Source organism: Nocardia sp. AB354 (assembly GCF_049538315.1).
Classification (GTDB): domain Bacteria; phylum Actinomycetota; class Actinomycetes; order Mycobacteriales; family Mycobacteriaceae; genus Nocardia; species Nocardia nova.
Genome location: NZ_JBMVFU010000009.1, coordinates 58,885 through 74,050 on the forward strand (window position 1 = coordinate 58,885; position 15,166 = coordinate 74,050).

The window sequence follows — 15,166 nt, forward strand, 5'->3', positions numbered from 1 at the left end:
CCCGAGCCGCCTGTCACCCGGTTCGAGTGGCGGGCGGCTCGGGTGTAGTCCCCGATCAGGCGGAGGCGAGCAATTCCTCCAGTTCCGACACCGCGGTCCGCAGTTCGTCGGCGAACCGATACATCTGCTCCGCAACCGATTTCGGCGTCGCGAGGTAGATGTTCCAGCGATCCGGCAGCAGGACGTAGGCGATGCCGATGCACTTCTGGCTGGTGCAGCCGAAACCGAAGTATTCGATATTCGCCGAAGGCGCCGAGCTCGTACTCAGATAGTCGTCGCGGGTGATGATCCAGCCCGGGCTGTCGAAGAAGGGCATCGGCTCCGTAGCGCCCAGTTCGGCGCCTCGCCGGCGCTGCACCCACTGCAGCTCCCAGAGATGCTGTTCCGGCGCCTCGCCGCGCTGGCATTGCTTGGCGCGCTCCACATGGGCGGTCGCGGCCGCGCGGGCGGCGGCCAGCTTCGTCGCCGCATCGGCCGACGAATCGTCCATGGCGGCAACGAATTCCAGGATCTGCGGGGTCACCACGCGCATGGCCTCGGTGCGTCCGTTGCGATACTGCCGGGTCGCGATCGATTCGTAGGTGGCCCCGATCATTCCCTTGCTGCGCTGATGGGCGAGCTGATAGCTCAACTGCGCGAAGGCGTCCGGCGAGATGCCGAGCTCCTTGGCGCGGGCCGTGCCGAAGTGGTCGAACGACACCGTGGTCGTCGCGTTGTCGGCGACGAACTGCGCGAATGCCGCTGCGGCCGAGGAGATCTCACCACGCAACCGATCGTCGAGCCGGAATTCGATCGGCTCCACCGAGGGCAGCCCCTGGGGCTGCGCCCCCGACTGCGCGGCATGCTCGGCGGCCGGAGCCTCGAGCAGCCGGTCGACGAACGACAGGATGGTGGTGCCGTCGAGTCCGCAGTGTTCGACGTTGATACCGGCGCTGCCGTCGGCGAAGACGATCAGCGAGACCGCCTTGTCGAACCACCGGTTACCGCTGTCGCCGTGCAGCAGCTGGTCACTGGCCGCGCGTTGATCGGCCGGGGTCACATCGTCGAGGCAGACGCAGAACAGTGCGGTTTCGATCGCCTCCAGCGCCGCCGCGTTCACCGGATCTTCCAGCAGACGGCCCCGCACGCCGGCCCATTCGGCCCGCGCCATGGTGGTGAGATGTCCGGCCGAGGAGTCGACGGGCAGCTGATCGGGCGCCGCCTTGAGCACGGCCCGCAGACCGTCGGCGAGGTCCTCCGGGGCATGCGGCGCCCCGCCGGCGCCGATGACCTCCATCCGGAACATGGCGCCGTGGTGGAAGACCACGATGTGGCGCGCCTGCGACGGGCCCGGCCATTCATCGCTGTAGGGCACGCGCACGCTGTCCTGCGGATCGCCGGGAATCCTGGTCTCGGAGAACAGGAATTTGTTCTGCGCCATCGAAAAGTGCGCTCCGCGTTGCACGACCGGCGGGATCTCCTCCCGATCGAGCAGCAGTTTGTAGTTCACCGCGGCGGTGATCAGCGCGGCGGCGCGATCGGCCTGCTGGTCCGAGGTGGACTGCGCCAGTGGCGTGTCGTTGCGGAACAGGAAGAAGAAGTTGGCGTTGACCGCGATCCGGTCGCGACGGCCCAGATAGCGCGAGGGCCAGAACTCGTCGAGCCAGCTGCCCACACCGGGGGTGCGGTCGAACCGCTCCAGATCGGCGTGCAGGATCCGGGCCGGACCGTCGGCGCGCAGCAGATCGGCCACGGCGCGCTCGGTATCGGCGTATTCGTCCTCCGACAGCAGCGGCCGCGACCACTGCAGGAAACGCGCGCAGCTGTCGTCGAGCGTGGGCAGCGGCACGCGCGGCAGCTGATCGTCGAAGGCGAAGGTACGGTCGGTCACGGGCGGTCCTCGGGGGTCGGTGTGGATATGTAGAGTTCGGCGTGCAGCCAGCCGTCGGATTCGTAGCCGGTCGGATCTATTCCGTTGGCGGTCAGCGTATTCAATACCTGTTGCTGTTCGGCGGCGGAGGCGAAACGGCGCTGCCGGAAGGTGCCGGGACGGCGCTCGGTCCGGTACCCCAGGGCGGCGAGTTCGCGCGCGATCGGTTCGAAGGCATACATCCGCAGCACGAAGTGTGCCATCCACGGTAGCCGGGTGCCGTGCGCGCGAGCCACCCGTGTGAGGGTGCGGCCGGTGACGTAACCGACGCAGCCCGTGGAGATCACCAGATCGGCCGAGCCGATGATCTTGCGCTGTGCCTCGGTGGGATCGCCCGCCTCCAGATCGGCGTGGACGGTCTCGTGCAGCAGTCCGGTGGCCGCCGCGTAGTCCAACGCCGGCGCGGAGGCGTCCATACCGATGAAGCGGATCTGGGGCAGCCGGTCGTCGGCGACCAGGCGGGCGCGGTCGCGGGCGATACAGGTGGCGGTATCGGCATCACCGTAGTGCTCGGCCAGATCGGCCACGGTGGTCCCGAAACGCAGCAGCGCCGCGTTCACCCCGTAGGAGCACCCCAGGTCCAGGACGGTCGGCACGGTGCCGGTGCGCGCCTCGTAGTCGGCGAACAGTTCCAGGAAGGCGGGTTTGGCCAATTCCGGTATGCAGTAGTCCAATTCGGCCATCCGGCGGCAGTAGGCGCTCGGATCGGGGCGGTCGTAGATGTCGTCGAACGAAGCTTTTCCGGTGCTGTGCATCGAAACCGTCACGGGCGATCCTCCTGAGTCGAACGGGTGATCAGTCGAGAAGTCGGTCACCGCGTACGGCATTGCCCGCCGCGGCCAGATGGTCCGGAAGAACCCGCCCGAACAGCTGCCGGGTGCGTTCGACCGCGCCCACGATGCCCGGGCGGTCGCTGTAGGCGAAGATCGCGCTGTGGCGCTGCGTGGTGCCCTCCACCGGCGAGACCCGGTGCAGGGAGAAACGGCCTTGGAACAGTTGCAGATCGCCGGGGCGCAGCGTGAGCCGCCGGATGAAGGAGTCGCCCGCTCCGGTGAGCACGGCCCGCACATCGGCCGGATTCTCCGCTTCCGGCGTCCGGATGCGCGGGCAGTATTCGAAGACACCGCCCGCGTCCGGTTCCTGCGTCAGCATCGAGACCGTGAATTCGTTGGTGTCGAAATGCCACGGATGCGACATGCCGGGCGCAACCACGTTGAGACACAATCCCGCCAGCGGATCGGTGTATTCGTGCAGCTGTGGCAACCCGAAGCATTCGGCGACCAATCGCTGGAACGCCGCGCTCGTGTAGAGCACCTGGATCACCGCGGTGGGCGGAATGAGATCCCGCGCGACGAAGGCGTTTCCACGCTCGAGCACGATCGTGGCCGGATGGTCGGGAGGCAGGTCGCTGTCGAGCGGAATGTTGTACGCGTTGACCTTCTCGACCGTGTAATAGGCGTGCGGGGCGAGTTCGGCGCCCTCGTCGCGCAGCGTGGCCAGCAGATCGGGGCGCACGAATCCGGGCAGGACGGTGCAGCCGACGGCGGCGAGGTCGTCGCGCGCTCGGCGCACCACCTCGTCCCACCGGGCGCTGCCGGGTGCGTCGAGCGGATAGCGCTCGGTATCGACGACGGCAGCGAGGGCCGGACGGGCCGCCGCGTCGAACCGTTCCGAACTACCTTCTGCCCCAGCTGTTTCGCCGTCCCGGCTCGGTACACCCACGTTGCCACAACCCCCTGTCGCCGCCATGAAGATCATTGTGACCTGCCGGGCGCCAATGCACAGCAGATTCCCGGATATCATTGAGAAACCTCACAAACCCTCGAGTAACCATGTGCGCCAGCGATATTCGCCACCACAACGTCGCGCGGCGCGCCGCTGCCGGTCCGGCCGCCGCGCACGGACGGTAGGGTCGCGAGATGGCGCCACTGCGGGTGGGCACCGTGCCGACCACCTCCGACGAATTCATCGGCCGCGAACCGGAACTGGAACGGCTGGCGACCCTGCTCTCCGGGCCCGCGCGGCTGATCACGGTGATCGGCGCGGGTGGTCTGGGCAAGACGCGCCTGGTCACCGAGGCCGTGCACCGGTTGCCCCGGACCGGCGAGGGGCGCGTGCACTGGGTGCGCCTGGCCCGGCTGACGGCGGGCACCGACGCGGCCGGAGTCGCCGACGAGGTGGTCCGCGCGGTCGCCGACCACGACTTCTCCGGGCGGGCACCGTGGCCGGCGCTGATCGAAACCCTCGATGCCGGCGCCACGCCCCCGGTGCTGGTCATGGACAATTGCGAGCACGTCACCGAGGGCGCCGGTCAGGTGATCGCCGAACTGATCGAGACGGTGCCGGGCCTGACGGTACTGGCCACCAGCCGCCGCCCCATCGGCTGGATAGACGAGCAGCTCCTACCGCTCCCACCGTTGACCCAGCGCCAAGCCGTGGAGTTGTTCCGCCGGCGCGCGGCGCTGACCGGTACCGTGCTGAGCCCGGACACCGCCGAGACGGTGGCATCCATCTGCCGGCATCTGCACCACTACCCGCTGCACATCCGCCTCGCCGCGGCGCGGTTGCGGCGGCGTCCACCGGCCATGATTCTGCGCGATCTCGACGGCCGCGCGGGCGACACCCGTCTGCACTGGCCGCCCGCCACTGTGATCGGCGTGGACGCCCGGCATCGCGGTATCACCGACGTGATCGCGTGGTCGTTCGAACTGTGTGACGCGCGGGAACGGCTGCTGTTCGAGCGGATGTCGGTCTTCGCGCCCGGTTACGACGTCAATCCGGCCGACGCCGAGGACGATGCGAGTCTCGAGGCGGGAGCCGACCTCGACGCGATCGTGGCCGTGTGCGCCGAACCCGACGCCGCGGCGGAGCCGGCCGCCACCGACATCGAGGAGCTGCTGGAACGGCTGGCCGACCAATCGCTGGTCACCGTGCATGTGAGCGCCCGCGAGGTGCGCTATTCGCTGCTGGAGAGTCTGCGGCTGTTCGCCCGGGAGCGCCTGGCCGAACGGGATCCGCGCGAGCCGCGGCGGCTCGCGGACCGGCACCGCCGCTACTACCGCGACCGCATCACGAGCACCGACGACGGCGACGGCCGATTGCCACAGTGGGCGCGGGCGTCGTGGGACAACCTGCTGGTCGCCATCGATCGCAGCCTGGACTCGCCCGACGACGCGGTGGCCGGGCTGGAGATCGCGTTGGGAATGATCGCGTTGCACGTCCCCTTCTTCCGGGGTTCGTTGCGCGAATCACGGCGCCGCGCCGAGAAGACGCTGGCCGCCGCCACCTCGGCGCCCGAGCCGCTGCGGATCCGGGCGATGGCGACGATCGCCTGGATCTGCCTGTGCCAGGGCCTGCCCGACGAGGCCGAGGCGTTACTCGATCGCTGTGTGACGGCCGCGGTGTCCGACCCGGCGGCACGGGCCCGAGTGGCCGCCGATCCCACCGCCGACATTGCGCTCCCGGCGCCGGTGGCCTTCACCCTCGGCTGCCGGCTGATGCTCGTCGACCAGGATGTGCGCGCGCTGGTGCTGCTGGCGCGCGCCCGCGAAAAATTCACCGCCGCAGCGGATTACGGGCATGTGGCGATCAGCGCGCTGTTCGAGGCACTCGCCGCCGCCTTCCTCGGCACCTCCGAGCAGGCCCTCGCCGTGACCGCCCGCCACCTCGAGGCGGTGTCGGATTCGGGCGCGGACTGGGCGAAGTCGTGGGCCGAGATCGCGCGGATCATCGCCGACACCCTGCACGGCGACGCGCGGCGGGCCGCCGCGGCCGGGCGCGCCACCCTGGCGCGCCAGGTCGCGACACGCGACACCTGGGGTGTGGTGTGGTCCGTCCACGCGCGGGCGTGGGCACTGGCGCGGCTGACTCTCGCCGCGCCGCCGGCGGCCGCACCACATACGACGGCCGTGGAGATCGCGCGGCTGCTCGGCGCCGCCGCGGCGCTGCGCCGCAGGCTCGGCGTCGACATCGCGCAGCTGCGGCCCTTCGTGGCGGAGACCGACCACGCGGCGGACGGAATCCGGCGGCTCGTGGGTGCGCACACCTTCGACGCGGCCTATCACGAGGGAACCGAGGTATGCACGACACTGCGGCAGATCAGCCGGCTCGCCTGTGACATCGCCGTGCCGGACGAGTTCGCGGTCGCACCGCACGCACCGGAATGGGATCTGCTGACCCCGGCCGAGCAGGAGGTCGCCGCGCTCGCGGCGGCCGGGTACACCAACAGCGCCATTGCGGACCGGCGGGGTAGTTCGGCGCGAACGGTGGACGCCCAGATAGCCGCCGTCCTGCGGAAGCTGGCCGTCGCGTCGCGCGCCGAAATCGCACCGCTGGTGCCACCCGAGCGCCGCGGCGGCGCCGACCACGCACCGAGGCCGCGCCGACTCCGCGCCGTGCCCGCACCGGCGAACTCGGTGGCGCGGGTCAGCGGACGCCGGCGTGAACCAGGGCAAGCTCGTCGACGGTGAGGCCTACCAGGGATTCGCGGAATTCGAGTCCGGGACGCGCCGGGACCGCGATCTCACACGGCACCACCAGCACCCGGCATCCGGCGGCCAGTGCGGCGGCCGAGCCCGTCGGCGAATCCTCCACGGCCACACACTCTTCCGGGGCGACACCGAGCAACCGCGCGGCGCGGAGATAGGGATCGGGCGCGGGTTTGCCGCTGTCGACCTCGTCGCCGCAGACCGAGACGTCGAACATGTGACGGCCCAGCGTTTCCAAGCACAGCTCGGTGATCGACCGCTTGGTGTTGGTCACCAGTGCGGCCGGCAGGCCCGCAGTCCGCAGCGTAGCCAGTGCGTCCTGGGCACCGGGCCGCCACGGGATGGGCCCGGCCATCAGTTCGGTGACCCGGCGCTCCAGCCACTGGCCCGCCGCCAGCATCGCCGCCGGGTCGAGCTCCAGGCCCAGGCCGTCGAACAGGATCCGCAGCGCGTTGCGGGCGTCGGCGCCGATCAGCGCGTGCCGGATGGCGTCGGTCATCCGGCCGCCGAGCTCCTCGGCGAGCTCGCGCACGCCGATATCCCAGAGCTTCTCCGAATCCAGCAGGGTGCCGTCCATATCCCACAGCACGGCGGCCACAGTCACCCGGAGCTCTCCTTCCGATTCCGCATCAGGTTCCCGACGCGGTGATGAGCATCCGGCCGGTGGCCGTATCCACCGTGAACCAGCGGCTCTCGGAGGTGACGGTCCCGTTCTTCAGCGTATAGGTGAGCGTCGCGACCGCCCGCCCGGGACCGCTCTGGGTCACCCCGCCGACCCGCACCGACGACACCGTCGACCAGAAATTCGAGTACTGCGCGTAGCCGCCGGTCTGGGACTGGTACGACGGTGCCAGCTCGGCCCACGCGCCGCTGGTGTTACCGGGCAGCATGCCGTAGTAGCCGGAGATGAAGCTCGCGATATCGGCCGGCTGGGCGGGGCCGTAGGGAGCGCTGGTTCCGGGCGGGGCCGGCCGGGTGGCGCTCGCGCCGGGCGCCGGGGCGGCGCTCGGCGCCGGGCCGGGCGGGACCTGGCCGCTGGGCACGGGGCTGCCGAGCGACGCGCTACCCCCCGCACCGTTGGATGAGGATCCACCGGGCGCGTCCGGGGTCGCGGCGCCGGGCGGCGCGAAGGCGGTCGCCGAGGGTTGCCCCGGCGCCGAGGTGGTGCCGTCCCCCGCCGCGGTGTGGTTGTCGTCGGACCCGGACGTCGCCACCAAACCGATGATCACCGCGATGACGAGAACGGCGGCAGCGGCGACCGCCCAGATCCGCCGATCGCGCAGCGGGCCCGGTTTCGGTTGCGGCGCGGGCGTTTTCGCCGTAGATCCGGCACCCGCGGGGGTGGGCGCGGGTGCTGTCTTCTCGGGAGCCGACAGCACCGTGGTCGCCGCGGCGTCGGCGCCCGGTTGCGGCAGCACCTTGGTGGCCGCGGGGACCAACGCCGCCGATCGGCCGTCGGCGACGGCCTCGAGCGCCTGCTGCGCCTCCCGCATGGTCGGCCGGTCGGCGCCGTCGGCGGCCAGCAGGCTCATCAGCACCGGGCCCAGCGATTCGGCGCGCTTGGGCTCGGGCACCTTGGCACTGACCACCGAATGCAGCACCGCCAGCGGGTTGTCGCCCTCACCGAACGGCGGCGCGCCCTCGACGGCCGCATACAGCGTCGACCCCAGCGCGAACACGTCCGACGCCGGCTCCGGATCCTCACCGCGCGCGATCTCCGGCGACAGATACGCCGGAGTCCCGGCCAGGAAGCCGGTCGAGGTGACCGTGACGTCGCCGACGGCCCGCGAGATCCCGAAGTCGGTGATCTTCACCGTCCCGTTCTCGGCGACGAGGATGTTCGCGGGCTTCACGTCCCGGTGCACGATGCCGGCGTCGTGCGCGGCGGCCAGCGCCGCGGCGACCTTCGCCCCGATCCGGGCCACCTCGCGCGGCTCGAGCGGCCCCTTGTCGCGCATCAATGCCGCGAGGCTCTGCGCGTCGACGTATTCCATCACCAGCCAGGGCTGGCCGTCCTCCTCCGCGACGTCGAAGACGGTGACCGCGTTCTGATGGTGCAACCGCGCCGCGATGCGTCCCTCCCGCATCGCGCGCATCTTCGCCTCGAGCGCCTGTGCCTTGGTCAGCCCGGGCGCCAGCAACAGCTGTTTGACCGCGACGGTGCGCCGCAGCCGGACGTCACTGGCGCGCCACACGACCCCCATGGCTCCACTGCCGATGGGATCGGCCAGTCGGTACCGCCCGGCGATCAGCCGATCTGAACTCATGGTGTCCAACCCCTCCTGCGCTCACACGCCGAGCCGCCTTGCCACTCTGCGTGACGCCCGGAAACGCCAAAATCCTACGCGTTGAAGTATTTTGCTTCCGGATGCAGCAGGACGAAGGCATCGGTGGACTGTTCCGGATGCAGCTGCAACTCCTCCGACAGCGACACGCCGATCCGGTCCGCCTCGAGCAGCGACACCAGTTTCGCGCGATCCTCGAGTTCGGGGCAGGCCCCGTAACCGAAGGAGTAGCGTGCGCCACGGTAGCCGAGTTTGAAGTAATCCGTCACCTCGGCGGGGTCCTCGTCGGCGACCGAATGTCCTTCCAGCACAAGCTCTTCGCGAATCCGGCGGTGCCAGTACTCGGCCAGCGCCTCGGTGAGCTGCACGCCGATGCCGTGCACCTCGAGGTAGTCGCGATAGTTGTTCGCCGCGAACAGCTCGTTGGCGAAATCGGCGATCGGCTGGCCCATGGTGACCAGCTGGAACGGCAGCACGTCGACCTGTCCGCGCTCCACGGCCAGCTTCCGCGAGCGCACGAAGTCGGCGATGCACAGGAACCGGTCGCGCTGCTGACGCGGGAAGGTGAACCGATAGCGTTGCGGCGCAGCGGGGTCCGGCTCGGTGAGAACGATCACATCGTCCCCTTCGGATACGGCCGGGAAGTAGCCGTAGACCACTGCCGCATGCTGCAGCACGCCCTCGGTGGACAACCGGTCCAGCCAGTACCGCAGCCGCGGACGGCCGTCGGATTCGACCAGTTCCTCGTAGCTCGGCCCCTCGCCGCCACGCTGCCCGCGCAGACCCCACTGCCCCAGGAACAGCGCGCGCTCGTCCAGCAGGCCCGAGTATTCGCCCACCGCAAGACCTTTGATCACCCGCGTGCCCCAGAACGGCGGCACCGGCACCGGCAGATCGGCGGCCACGTCCGAGCGTTCGGGCACCTCGACGGGCACCTCCTTGGCGCGCCGTTCCGCCGCGATGCGCTTGGACCGCTCGTGGCGGGCCTTGCGTTCGGCGGCCTTGGCGCGTTCGGCCTCGGCGTCGGGACTGTCCGAATCGCCCGCGCCGCCACGCTTGCGGGTCATGATGTCGTCCATCAGGCGCAGGCCCTCGAACGCGTCGCGGGCATAGTGCACATCGCCGGCGTAGACGTCGGTCAGATCGTTCTCGACGTAGGCGCGGGTCAGCGCGGCGCCGCCCAGCAGCACCGGGAACTGGTCGGCGACCCCGCGGGTGTTCATCTCCTCGAGGTTCTCCTTCATCACCACCGTCGACTTGACCAGCAGACCGGACATGCCGATCACATCGGCCTTCTTGTCGGTCGCCGCGTCCAGGATCGCCGAAATCGGTTGTTTGATACCGAGATTGACGACCTCGTAGCCGTTGTTCGACAGGATGATGTCGACCAGGTTCTTGCCGATGTCGTGCACGTCGCCCTTGACCGTGGCCAGCACGATGCGGCCCTTGCCGGAGTCGTCGGTGGCCTCCATATGCGGTTCCAGGTGCGCCACGGCGGCCTTCATCACCTCGGCGGACTGCAGCACGAACGGCAGCTGCATCTGACCGGAGCCGAAGAGCTCACCGACGGTCTTCATCCCCGACAGCAGCGTTTCGTTGATGATCTGCAGCGGCGGCACCTCCTGCATGGCCGCGTCCAGATCCTGTTCCAGCCCGTTGCGGTCGCCGTCGACGATGCGCCGCTCCAGGCGTTCGAACAGCGGCAACGCGGCCAGTTCGTCGGCGCGGGAGGCCTTGGCCGAGGCGGCCGACACGCCCTCGAACATCGCCATCAGCGTCTGCAGCGGGTCGTAGCCCTCGCGGCGGCGGTCGTAGATCAGATCCAGCGCCGCGGTGCGCTGATCCTCCGGGATCCGGCTCATCGGCAGGATCTTCGAGGCGTGCACGATCGCGGAATCCAGTCCGGCCTCGACACATTCGTGCATGAACACCGAGTTCAGCACCTGCCGCGCGGCCGGGTTGAGGCCGAAGGAGATGTTCGACAGGCCGAGGGTGGTCTGCACCTGCGGGTGGCGGCGCTTGAGTTCGCGGATGCCCTCGATGGTCTCCAGGCCGTCGCGCCGCGACTCCTCCTGGCCGGTGCCGAGGGTGAAGGTCAGGCAGTCGACGATGATGTCGCTCTCGGCCAGCCCCCAATTGCCGGTGATGTCGGCGATCAGGCGCTCGGCGATCTCGACCTTCTTCTCCGCCGTGCGAGCCTGGCCCTCCTCGTCGATGGTCAGCGCCACCACGGCGGCGCCGTGCTCGGCCACCAGGCGCATGATCTGCTGGAAGCGCGAATCCGGCCCGGCGCCGTCCTCGTAGTTCACCGAGTTGACCGCGCACCGCCCGCCCAGATGTTCCAGACCGGCCTGCAGCACCGGCGGCTCGGTGGAGTCGAGCATGATCGGCAGCGTCGAGGCGGTGGCCAGCCGGCCCGCCAGCTCGGCCATGTCGACGCTGCCGTCGCGGCCGACGTAGTCGACACACAGGTCCAGCATGTGCGCGCCGTCGCGGGTCTGGTCCTTGGCGATGTCGAGGCATTTCTGCCAGTCACCGGCCAGCATCGCGTCGCGGAATGCCTTGGAGCCGTTGGCGTTGGTGCGCTCGCCGATCATCATGATCGAGGCGTCCTGTTCGAACGGCACCGAGGTGTACATCGAGGACACGCTCGGCTCGTGAGCCGGATTGCGTTCGGCGGGAGCGACATTCGCGACCGCGTCGGCGACCTCGCGGATGTGCTGCGGGGTGGTGCCGCAGCAGCCACCCACCAGCGCGAGGCCGAATTCGGTGACGAAGCCGTGCAGCGCGCTCGCCAATTCGCCCGGGGTGAGCGGATATTCGGCGCCGTTGGCCCCCAGCACCGGCAGGCCCGCGTTCGGCATCACCGACACCGGCAGCTGGGCGTGCTTGGACAGATGGCGCAGATGTTCGCTCATCTCGTCCGGGCCGGTGGCGCAATTGAGACCGATCATGTCGACGCCGAGCGGCTCGATCGCGGTCAGCGCCGCACCGATCTCACTGCCGACCAGCATGGTTCCGGTGGTCTCGACCGTGACGTGGGTGATGATCGGAATGCGCCGCCCGGCCCGTTCCATGGCCCGGCGGCTACCGGTGACCGCGGCCTTCACCTGCAGCAGGTCCTGGCAGGTCTCGATCAGGATGGCATCCGCGCCGCCCTCGAGCATGCCGAGCGCGGACTCGGCGTAGGCGTCGCGCAGCGCGACGAAGGGGGCGTGGCCCAGGGTGGGCAGTTTGGTGCCGGGGCCCATCGACCCCAGGACGTAGCGGGGCGTGCCGTCGGCGGACGGGCCCATCTCGTCGGCGACCTCGCGGGCGAGCCGGGTGCCGCGTTCGGACAGATCGCGGATCCGGTCGGCGATGTCGTAGTCGGCCAGGTTCGGCAGGTTGCAGCCGAAGGTGTTGGTCTCGACCGCGTCGGCGCCGGCCTCGTAGTAGGCGCGGTGAATGCCGCGCAGCACGTCGGGGCGGGTCTCGTTCAGGATCTCGTTGCATCCTTCGAGGCCACGGAAGTCGTCGAGCGTCAGATCCGCGGCCTGCAACATCGTGCCCATCGCACCGTCGCCGATCACGACACGCCGGGCAAGCGTGTCGAGCAACGTGGTATCGAACTCGGCGCGGGAGGACACAGACATGTACCCCAGAGTAGTGGGCGGCCCCGACAATCCTGACCACCGGACCGGGCGGCCCGTGCCACATCGCTCCCGACACGCGGTATCCCGCAATATGCGGTGAACGACACCGCCGCCACGCCGTAGGCTGACCGGGTGAACCCCAGTGCCTCATCCGATCCGGCAATGCCGACGTTGCGTGATCCGGTTCTCGTCGCCGCCTTCGAAGGCTGGAACGACGCGGCCGACGCCGCCAGCGGCGCCGTCGAACATCTGGAACTGATCTGGGACGCCGAACCGCTGGCCGAACTGGATTCCGAAGACTACTACGATTACCAGGTCAACCGGCCGACCGTGCGCCAGGTCGACGGCGTGACCCGCGAGATCCAGTGGCCCTCGACCACCCTGTCGGTGTGCTCACCTCCTGGTAGTGAGCGCGACATCGTGTTGCTGCACGGCATCGAGCCGAATATGCGCTGGCGAGCGTTCTGCTCCGACATCATCGAACTGATCGAGCAACTGCAGGTCACGACGGTGGTGATTCTGGGAGCACTGCTCGCGGACACGCCGCACACCCGGCCGGTCCCGGTCACTGGCACCGCCTACAGCAAGGAAGCGGCCGAACAGTTCAGCCTGGAACAAACTCGCTACGAGGGCCCGACCGGCATCACCGGCGTGCTGCAGGACGCGTGTGTGCGAGCGGGCGTGCCGGCCATCTCGTTCTGGGCGGCGGTTCCCCACTACGTCTCCCAGCCGCCGAATCCGAAGGCGACCATCGCGCTGCTGCGCCGGGTCGAGGACGTGCTCGATATCGAGGTGCCGCTGGGCGAGTTGCCCGCGCAGGCCGAGGACTGGGAGTCCGCGGTCGACGAGATGACCGAAGGTGACGAGGAGGTCACCGAATACGTGCGGTCGCTGGAGGAGCGCGGCGACGCCGCGGTCGACCTCGACGACGCGATGGCCAAGATCGATGGCGATGCGATCGCCGCGGAATTCGAGAAGTATCTGCGCCGGCGAGGCGGCGGCAAGGGCGGATTCGGCTTGTAGCCGGTGGCGGCGCCGGACACTCGGCCGGCGGACGGGTCCCGCGGACGCGTGTCCGGCGACAGCCGCGCGCGGTCAGGTCTCGATGGTCAGCACCTGGGCCTCCGCGTCGTGAGCCAGTTTCGCGATCAGCACGTCGCGCGGAATGGTCTGGCCCGCAAGATGATCGAGGGACGGAACCACCACATGGTGTGCCTCGGCCCGCTTGAGCTCGGCCGTGAGTTCGGCGAACGCGGTGCCGTCACCCTGGGTCGATTCATGGAACGTCGCGGCGAAGCAGAGGCCGACTTCGCTGGCCAGGGTGCACATCGCATCCTCCAGCTCGGCGGCGTGACCGTCGGCCAAATCGTCACGCACGTATCCATAGATCAACGCTTCCACCCGAACCTCCGTTTGGATGTGTAAGGGACTCGCTGTTCTGTTGTGGATCACCTGCTAGTGGATCACCTTCTGCGGACGGGAAAACCGCCCGAATCGAGCATCCGTCATCGGCAAATGCAATTGCAGATGTCAATGACGGACAACCGCGTGCCCTATTGGGTCCAACTCGCGTTAACTGGTGGGATACTACAGACGTGGCCGTGAGTGACGATCGACCCGTCTGGGCTGTCAGGATGCGCTCCGAACGCGACGCCCGGGGGTGGTCCCAAGCGGATGCCGTCCGTGCGATGCGTGCGAAGTCATCCCACAACTTGCCGACAGACAGTACCCTCCTACGCAATTGGCGCCGTTGGGAATCGGGCGAGTCGCGCCCGGACGATTTCTACGCGCCGATCATCGCGGCGGCGTTCGACACCGTCACCGCGGCGTTTTTCCCCAAGGCGCGCCCGAATCGGGACGACGAACTTTTGTCGTCAACGGGAATGGACACGCTCGAGTTCATCGGCCGGCTACGGATGTCCGACATCTCTTCGGCCACACTGGATGCCATTCGCATCACAGCCGAGCGGCTGTGCTGCGAATATCCCTTCGCCGACCCGCACGAACTGCACACCGAGGGCACCGCGTGGCTGCGGCGCATCACCTCCCTGCTGGACGGACGGCTGACCCTGGCTCAGCATCGCGAGGTGCTGGTCCTCGCCGGTTGGGTGGCGTTGCTGGTCGGATGTGTGGACTACGACCTGGGCCGGCGCACCGCCGCGGAGGCGACCCGCCGCGCGGCCCTGTCCCTGGGACAGGAGGCCGACCATCCCGAAATCGTCGGCTGGGGTGCGGAAATGGCGGCCTGGTTCGCCATCACGCAGGGCAACTACCGCGGTGCGATCGAGGTGGCCGAGTCCGCCCTGGACAACTGCCGCGGCATGGGCGTCGGCGTGCAGCTGGCCGCGCAGCAGGCCAAAGCGTGGGCCCGCATCGGCGATCGCGAGGCGATGGAACGCGCCCTCGAGCGGGGCCGAGATATCTTGCGGCAATTGGACAATCCGGCAAATCTGGACAACCACTTCGTGGTCGACGCGCAGAAGTTCGACTTCTACGCCATGGATTGCTGCCGGGTCGCCGGTGACAACCGCCCCGCGGAAGCCTATGCCCGCCAGGTGATCCGCAGCGCCACGGGCCTCGACGGTTCGGTCCGTCAGCCGATGCGCGTATCCGAGGCACAGCTGACCCTGGCCGTCGTAGCGGTCCGCGATCGCGATCTGGAGCTCGCGGTCGACGAGGCGATGCGCGCGTTCGAGGGCAAGCGCCGCTCGCTGCCCTCACTGCTGTGGATCGCGGGCGAGGCGGCGCGGGAGATGATCGAGCGCTATCCGTCCGATCCCCGCACTCGCACCTATCTCGAGCAGCTGCGGGTCCTGTCGATGAGCTGAGCGGATTCGCCTGCGCCGCTGA

At 69.2% G+C, this 15,166-nt stretch carries 10 protein-coding genes; 3 read left to right on the forward strand and 7 right to left on the reverse strand.

Features of this window, described 5'->3' with window-relative positions; genetic code table 11:
* Positions 1-55: 55 nt before the first annotated feature.
* Genes ACPCUW_RS15095 through ACPCUW_RS15105 form a run of 3 tightly spaced genes read right to left on the reverse strand, consistent with a single transcriptional unit; the run spans position 56 to position 3,658 of the window.
* Complete coding sequence (locus ACPCUW_RS15095; protein WP_423425456.1) at positions 56-1,870, reverse strand: choline/carnitine O-acyltransferase; 1,815 nt, start codon at positions 1,868-1,870, stop codon at positions 56-58.
* Positions 1,867-2,676, reverse strand: a complete 810-nt coding sequence (locus tag ACPCUW_RS15100; protein ID WP_197039966.1) for a class I SAM-dependent methyltransferase — start codon at positions 2,674-2,676, stop codon at positions 1,867-1,869. The genes ACPCUW_RS15095 and ACPCUW_RS15100 overlap by 4 nt, the downstream gene beginning before the upstream one ends.
* 28 nt (positions 2,677-2,704) lie before the next feature.
* Entirely contained in the window at positions 2,705-3,658 is a 954-nt protein-coding gene (locus ACPCUW_RS15105; RefSeq protein ID WP_423425457.1) for a HalD/BesD family halogenase, read from the reverse strand.
* A 170-nt stretch (positions 3,659-3,828) separates the two neighbouring features.
* On the opposite strand from ACPCUW_RS15105, the gene ACPCUW_RS15110 reads away from it, so the two are divergent.
* Positions 3,829-6,378: an ATP-binding protein gene (locus ACPCUW_RS15110; protein WP_423425458.1), complete on the forward strand. Its 2,550-nt coding sequence runs from the start codon at positions 3,829-3,831 to the stop codon at positions 6,376-6,378.
* On the opposite strand, the gene ACPCUW_RS15115 is transcribed toward ACPCUW_RS15110, so the two are convergent.
* The 3 genes from ACPCUW_RS15115 to metH all read right to left on the reverse strand — a co-directional run bounded on the left by ACPCUW_RS15115 (position 6,335) and on the right by metH (position 12,316).
* Positions 6,335-7,000 (reverse strand): HAD family hydrolase, encoded by a 666-nt coding sequence (locus tag ACPCUW_RS15115; protein ID WP_227462889.1) that lies wholly within the window; start codon positions 6,998-7,000, stop codon positions 6,335-6,337. The two genes, ACPCUW_RS15110 and ACPCUW_RS15115, sit on opposite strands and share 44 nt — an antisense overlap.
* Positions 7,001-7,025: 25 nt before the next feature.
* Positions 7,026-8,663 carry a protein kinase domain-containing protein gene (locus ACPCUW_RS15120; protein ID WP_423425460.1) on the reverse strand — a complete coding sequence of 546 codons (1,638 nt, stop codon included), beginning with the start codon at positions 8,661-8,663 and terminating at the stop codon, positions 7,026-7,028.
* Positions 8,664-8,737: 74 nt separating this feature from the next.
* On the reverse strand, positions 8,738-12,316 hold the full coding sequence (gene metH / locus ACPCUW_RS15125) for a methionine synthase (protein WP_423425462.1): 3,579 nt from the start codon (positions 12,314-12,316) through the stop codon (positions 8,738-8,740).
* A 162-nt stretch (positions 12,317-12,478) separates the two neighbouring features.
* Here metH and ACPCUW_RS15130 point away from each other — a divergent pair, with 162 nt between their 5' ends.
* Complete coding sequence (locus ACPCUW_RS15130) at positions 12,479-13,339, forward strand: PAC2 family protein (protein ID WP_210743458.1); 861 nt, start codon at positions 12,479-12,481, stop codon at positions 13,337-13,339.
* A 72-nt stretch (positions 13,340-13,411) separates the two neighbouring features.
* Here ACPCUW_RS15130 and ACPCUW_RS15135 read toward each other — a convergent pair whose 3' ends face one another.
* Positions 13,412-13,717: a hypothetical protein gene (locus ACPCUW_RS15135; protein ID WP_062965122.1), complete on the reverse strand. Its 306-nt coding sequence runs from the start codon at positions 13,715-13,717 to the stop codon at positions 13,412-13,414.
* A gap of 311 nt (positions 13,718-14,028) precedes the next feature.
* Between ACPCUW_RS15135 and ACPCUW_RS15140 the strand changes: the two genes are divergently transcribed.
* A complete protein-coding gene (locus ACPCUW_RS15140) occupies positions 14,029-15,144 on the forward strand; it encodes an XRE family transcriptional regulator (protein ID WP_245921732.1) in 1,116 nt (371 codons plus the stop codon).
* Positions 15,145-15,166 lie beyond the last annotated feature (22 nt).

Coding starts and splice junctions, on each gene's coding strand:
- ACPCUW_RS15105 (WP_423425457.1), bottom strand. CDS start 3,658: ATGGCGGCGACAGGGGGTTGTGGCAACGTGGGTGTACCGAGCCGGGAC.
- ACPCUW_RS15110 (WP_423425458.1), top strand. CDS start 3,829: ATGGCGCCACTGCGGGTGGGCACCGTGCCGACCACCTCCGACGAATTC.
- ACPCUW_RS15120 (WP_423425460.1), bottom strand. CDS start 8,663: ATGAGTTCAGATCGGCTGATCGCCGGGCGGTACCGACTGGCCGATCCC.
- metH (WP_423425462.1), bottom strand. CDS start 12,316: ATGTCTGTGTCCTCCCGCGCCGAGTTCGATACCACGTTGCTCGACACG.
- ACPCUW_RS15130 (WP_210743458.1), top strand. CDS start 12,479: ATGCCGACGTTGCGTGATCCGGTTCTCGTCGCCGCCTTCGAAGGCTGG.